This window comes from Polaromonas sp. P1_E1_2 (genome assembly GCF_056406035.1).
The window spans coordinates 1-4,940 of record NZ_JBFUAZ010000299.1 but is presented as its reverse complement, the minus strand read 5'-3'; the positions used below and the strand labels follow the sequence as shown (position 1 = coordinate 4,940).

The window sequence follows — 4,940 nt, the reverse complement described above, 5'->3', positions numbered from 1 at the left end:
GTCTGAAGGAGGGCGATTTGCTGTTGGCGCAGGAGCTTTACCCGGAGGCCACGGCAGCACTGAAAGTTTTGCAGCAAGTCGATGGGGTTCCCCCGGAGTTCACCGCCGTGGTTTTGCACAATCTTGCTTATATCGAGTTCAGGCAGGGTCGGTACGCCGAGTGTGTTTCCGAGTTGGCGGAATACATGGAAATTTTCACCAGTGCGGCATCGGGACTTTCGCATGAGGGTATTGCGCGAGCCTCGCTGGCAGGAGAACTGTTGCAACAGCTGTGGCTACGGTCGCTTCATCGTACGGCCGAACTGGAGCGCGCCTGCAATTGGGTTCGGGAGGCCGAAAAGTTGCAAAATCTGCGCGCTAGCGCCGCCGCAATAGCAAGCCTGATCGCCATAGATGCGGGGGATGCGGTGAGTGCGCAGCGCTGGGTGGATTTGGCGTTACAGCAAGCACAACTGCAAACACCGCCAAGCCTTCTTCCGGCCGAGATTTTCGTCACGCAATTGACTTTGGCCCTCGGTATGCGAAAAGCGGATGAAGCCATCGACTGGGCGGACAAGGCTCTGCAGCTCAATCATTCGGACGGTCGTGCATGGTCTGGGCGGGCATTTGCACATTTACTGAAAGGTGACCTGAAGCTGGCCCGGCAGGATTTTGCGCGCGCTTTGCAGGGCATGCCCGGTCACATCGGGACGTGGCACGGCCAGGGCTGGGCGGAATTGCTCGATCACGACCTTGAGGCGGCGCAGGCCAGTTTTTCCACAGCCCTTGAGATGGACCGCAACTTTTCCGAAAGCCATGGCGGCATGGCGGTCGTGCTGGCGCTCAAAAAGCAAACACATGAAGCCAGACAGCATGCGGAGCGTGCCATAGGCCTGGACAAAAATAATTTGTCGGGACGCTATGCCGAAGCTTTGCTCAATGGAGAGGTGAAGGATGAAGTTGCTATCCGGAAACTCGCGCAACGGCTGCTCGCAAGCCGGAAGAACCTGTCCGGTGTGAGCGTTCCGGATTTCACGGGAAATTCACCGCAAGGCCAGTCCGTGGAGTGAGGCCGAGAACCCCTAGGACTGTCTACCGATATCGCCTTTCAGACCTGCGGTATGGCGGCCGCTGCGTCGACGAGATAGCGAGCTGCATCCTTGATCGCGGAGGCCAGCTCTGGGTCGAACTCCATCTGGTCCAGGACCGGGTCCGCCAGCCGCTTCCAGTCCACGTCCTGCGCTGCGTCGCCGACGAATTCCTGCATCAGAACGGATTCCATGAACAGCTGGAATACCTTGCGTGGCTGCCGTGAGTCTTCTCTGGAAAGCGCACGAATCCGTTGCAGCAGCTGTTGCTTGAGTTTGGGCTCAAGCAGTGCCAGCGAGTCGAGAAACGGGTTGGTGTTCCCTGCTTGTCCCCGCTGGAGCTCGGAGGCTTTCCCCTGCGAAGGAGCATCAGGCGGCGCCGGCCTTTTGGGGTCGGTGGCGTTGGGGCGAAGAAACGCCCCGAGGCGGGAAGAAGGATCAATGATGGGCATGGGACTGGGTTAAATTCAGATGGGGTTAGCCATCTCAATTCGGGTGGTTATGGCGCTGGTAGTTTGAAAGCAGCACATGGTTTTCTTCGGCCCCGTCTGTCGCTTTCGGTAGAACAAGGTCCGAGGTCGATTCTTTCAATTCGGCTATTCGGGCGATGATTTTGCGTATGTCGCCAGAGAGAGCTTCGTTTTCGGTGTTCCTCGCCAAACCGTCTTCGTAGTGCTTGACGGCGCTTTCGAAGTCGTCTTGGGCGAGCGCCGCGTAGCCGCGAACGAAATACGGCAGCGGGTCGCTTTCAGGGAGGTCGAGTAAAGGTTGCCAGCTCACCAATGCCGCCGCAGCCCTGCCTGCGCTGAATTGCAATGTTCCAAGCTGGTACCTGGCCATGGTGAACTCGGGCGAGAGCAGGACGGCATTGGAAAGCGCCAGTTCGGCCTGTTCCATCTCTCCGCGAGCCGCGTGATGGGAGCCGATCAGAAACAGCGGGATGCCCCAGGTGGGGTCGACTGCCGCGCACTCATGAAAAAAATCAAGTGCTTGTACCTGGTTTCTGCCGGCTTCAATGCCCTGTTGGAGCAGAGCCTGTGCCTGCGAACGCGCGGAAGGTATTTGTGTCATGGTGGGCATCATTTCAGATTCGAAATTCGCTGAACGGGTGAGGGAATTTTGCGCCGGGGTGACTGCGTGGAACCATTCCCAGAGGTTCCCGCTGGTGACCGAATGAAACAGGAAGCAGGCCGGGCACCAGGGCCTTCGCGACCGTAAGCTGTGTTCGGCCCTGATCGACAAGGGAGTGCCGGGGGGTGATATCAATGGCGACAGGGCACAGGCCTTTCCCGGAAAAACGCCCAAGCAGCAAGTCTAGCGAGTAATTCGCCTCCGCTGTCGGCCAGGGGGTGCCGGTCACCTCACCGGACGGGAACAACATTCTGTCGGCGCGCCTGAAATGGCGTTTGAGTCCATACAGCCCAAAATGGTGTTCGGCCGTTTCGACCTGTTCTGCAAGTTTGATAGGGGGAAGGTACCCTCGCATCCATGCATGAATCCTCGCTTCCAGTTTATCGATCGCGTTGTTGACGGCGTCGGTAAAGCAGGAGCCTGCCGCGCTTGCGGTAGCCGTGAAATGCCTTTCCTCGTGCTGAGCAGAGACCATCGCGACCTGGGCGTACTCCGTGGAGAGTCGCTGGACTGTGATGATGCATCCCTCGCTTGCAAACGCATCGAGGCGCTGAGCCAACTCCCTGGGCCATTGCGCTGGCGGGTGAACAATGCCTGGTTTTTGGGCCAGCCAGTGCCTCATCAGTGAGTCTTGTTCGATGGCGGCATGCAAAGCCCGCACCGTCGCGTCTTCCTGGGATGTGCCGCTGCAGCAACCGGAAAAGTTGGCCTGCGTATAGCATTTTTGCGGACAGTGCCCCAAGGCCGCCAGACCAGCGCGGGAGAAAGCCAGCTCTCCCAGGACATGAACTGATTTTCCAGTGCAGAGGTCTACCCCTTCAACCCAAGGGTAGACCTGCGACTGCGAAAACGGCAGGTAGGGGAAATTGGGGAGTTTGTACTGTACGTCCGCATAGCGCACGAATTGCTCAGGGTTCTGCGCGTCCCCGATCTCGCTGATACGGCCCTGGACAAGTTTGTGCACTTGTTGATGACCTGCGTGCGCGAGGGCGTTTTGAATGGCCTGGCGGGCCGCCTGCATTGGATCGGTGTGGCTACCCCAGGCGTGCGGCCCAACCGCGTCTGTCCGTGCCCGGGCCAGGTGTACACCACGGTGAGGACTGGAAGATTCGACATCCGCCCAGGAAAAATCAATTTTCGCAGCGTGGGAAGCTGCCTCGATTTGTTCGGGTGAGGGTTTGGCACCAAACATCGCCGTGCCCAACAGCAACTGGCGGTGCAAGCCGCACATGAGGGCGATGGGCTGCTCTTGGTAACCGCCGATCGTCGCGTAGCCCAGGCCCAGTGCATCGGCGCTCAAGGCTCCGTTGTGCAGCGCGGCTCCTGCTTCCATAAAAAGGTATTGCAGCGAACGGCTGCGATAGCGCATCGCGCCGATAGCGGGATCGGCCGCTATAAAAATAGCGCCTGTGGCATAGGTTAATTCCCACGGCTTGAGGAAGGCGCGCGGTAGTTGCGCCGCAGTTTCGCCGATCTTCTGCAGGTAAATCATGCGCTCCTGCGGGTAGTGAAGGCGGTACACCCCCGGCGCATAGCCATCGACCTGGCGCTGCAGTGCCAGGTAAATTTCCAGCAGGTGCATCCCTCCCGCTGAAGCAAGGGCCCGATGAGGCAAATAGCCTGTGCGAGGATGTTTGATGTGCACAACCCCGGCAAGCGACCACAGCAGCTGGTGCAGCGCAGAAGCGGATACCGTGCGATCGTCAAAGGTATTGCTGGTTACGCGGGAGGACAGAAATCTGTCAAGCGGTGCACTTTCCACCGTGACGGCGGCCTCGGGCAAGGCACTGGGCGCTTGCTCGGTATTCCACAAGAACCGGCCCGCGATGCCGTTAGTGAGCGCGGGAGATGCTCTGATGCCCAAAGGGCTGAGCTGGAACGCATAACGCGCCGCATGAGCACTCGCCAGGCTGGCATCGATCAATGCGCCTTCGCTGAGCAGAAAAGTCAGGAATTCGGAAAACTTTGCACGGGCCTGTGTATCGGCAATGCTGCTGACGGCCTGGTTGGCAGTGCGGGTGCCGTCGCATAAAGCGAAAACATGCTCCAGCAGGACCGCCGGCGCCTCTATCTCGACAATCTCGCCCGCATGGCGAACCACCAGCATGGCTTTGCGGCCCTTGCTGCGTATGCAACTGGCGCCCGCCAGCATGGGCGCCAGGCGATCCCAATCGGTCAGGCAGGCTTCGACGGCCGCCGGCACTCTGGGGTTCAGGATGCTGTTGTGCGTACCTGTGCGAGTCATTGCGGGAATGCTGTGATCCACCCATAGGCGTCGTCCCGGAGATTCCCGGCCGGCGGGCGGGTCATGCGGATGTCAATAGGCACGTGGATGTCTCCGAAGAGGGTAATAGGCTGCCTGGCGCGCGGAGTTGTGCGGGACAGAGTGGAGAGGCTCCGGCCCCATCGGCGAAGCGCTCACTAATATATCCGCGCAGTTCGGAATTTGTTTGTTTTTTCTGCGGACCATCGCATTCGTTTGTTCTCCGCTGTCACTTGTCATGGCTACCTCGTCAGCCGTTGCACTATCCCGGTAAATCAAGCCTTGCGCCGCAAATGGCATGGCCTGTTGGTCTGGTGATTGAGGGTTTTCCTAAACAAAGTGTTAAAGGGGAGGATGTATTGATGAAATACCGTTGAGCAGTTCTCCAAAGGGTTGGAGGAGGGGTGAGGGGCAGGGGCCCGAGCCGGCGGTTCACCATTAGGTAGATCACATGGTTGCGATCGTCAGCGGCAATAGCC

Annotated in this window: 4 protein-coding genes; 1 reads left to right on the top strand and 3 read right to left on the bottom strand. The window is 59.0% G+C overall.

Features of this window, described 5'->3' with window-relative positions; translation table 11 throughout:
• A partial coding sequence (locus AC1D1P_RS14140) for a tetratricopeptide repeat protein (RefSeq protein ID WP_477673423.1) occupies window positions 1-1,049 on the top strand: 1,049 nt, incomplete at its 5' end.
• A 38-nt stretch (window positions 1,050-1,087) separates the two neighbouring features.
• Here the strand turns inward: AC1D1P_RS14140 and AC1D1P_RS14135 are convergent.
• Genes AC1D1P_RS14135 through AC1D1P_RS14125 form a run of 3 tightly spaced genes read right to left on the bottom strand, consistent with a single transcriptional unit; the run spans window position 1,088 to window position 4,464 of the window.
• The gene (locus tag AC1D1P_RS14135) at window positions 1,088-1,519 is read right to left on the bottom strand and encodes a hypothetical protein (RefSeq protein WP_477669631.1); all 432 of its coding nucleotides are present in this window, start codon (window positions 1,517-1,519) and stop codon (window positions 1,088-1,090) included.
• A gap of 34 nt (window positions 1,520-1,553) precedes the next feature.
• Window positions 1,554-2,150: a tetratricopeptide repeat protein gene (locus tag AC1D1P_RS14130; protein ID WP_477673422.1), complete on the bottom strand. Its 597-nt coding sequence runs from the start codon at window positions 2,148-2,150 to the stop codon at window positions 1,554-1,556.
• A gap of 1 nt (window position 2,151) precedes the next feature.
• Window positions 2,152-4,464 carry a YcaO-like family protein gene (locus tag AC1D1P_RS14125; protein WP_477673421.1) on the bottom strand — a complete coding sequence of 771 codons (2,313 nt, stop codon included), beginning with the start codon at window positions 4,462-4,464 and terminating at the stop codon, window positions 2,152-2,154.
• Between the last annotated feature and the right edge of the window lie 476 nt (window positions 4,465-4,940).

Bases quoted from the DNA above. Each gene is read 5' to 3' on its own strand.
- AC1D1P_RS14135 (WP_477669631.1), bottom strand. From the start codon at position 1,519: ATGCCCATCATTGATCCTTCTTCCCGCCTCGGGGCGTTTCTTCGCCCC.
- AC1D1P_RS14130 (WP_477673422.1), bottom strand. From the start codon at position 2,150: ATGATGCCCACCATGACACAAATACCTTCCGCGCGTTCGCAGGCACAG.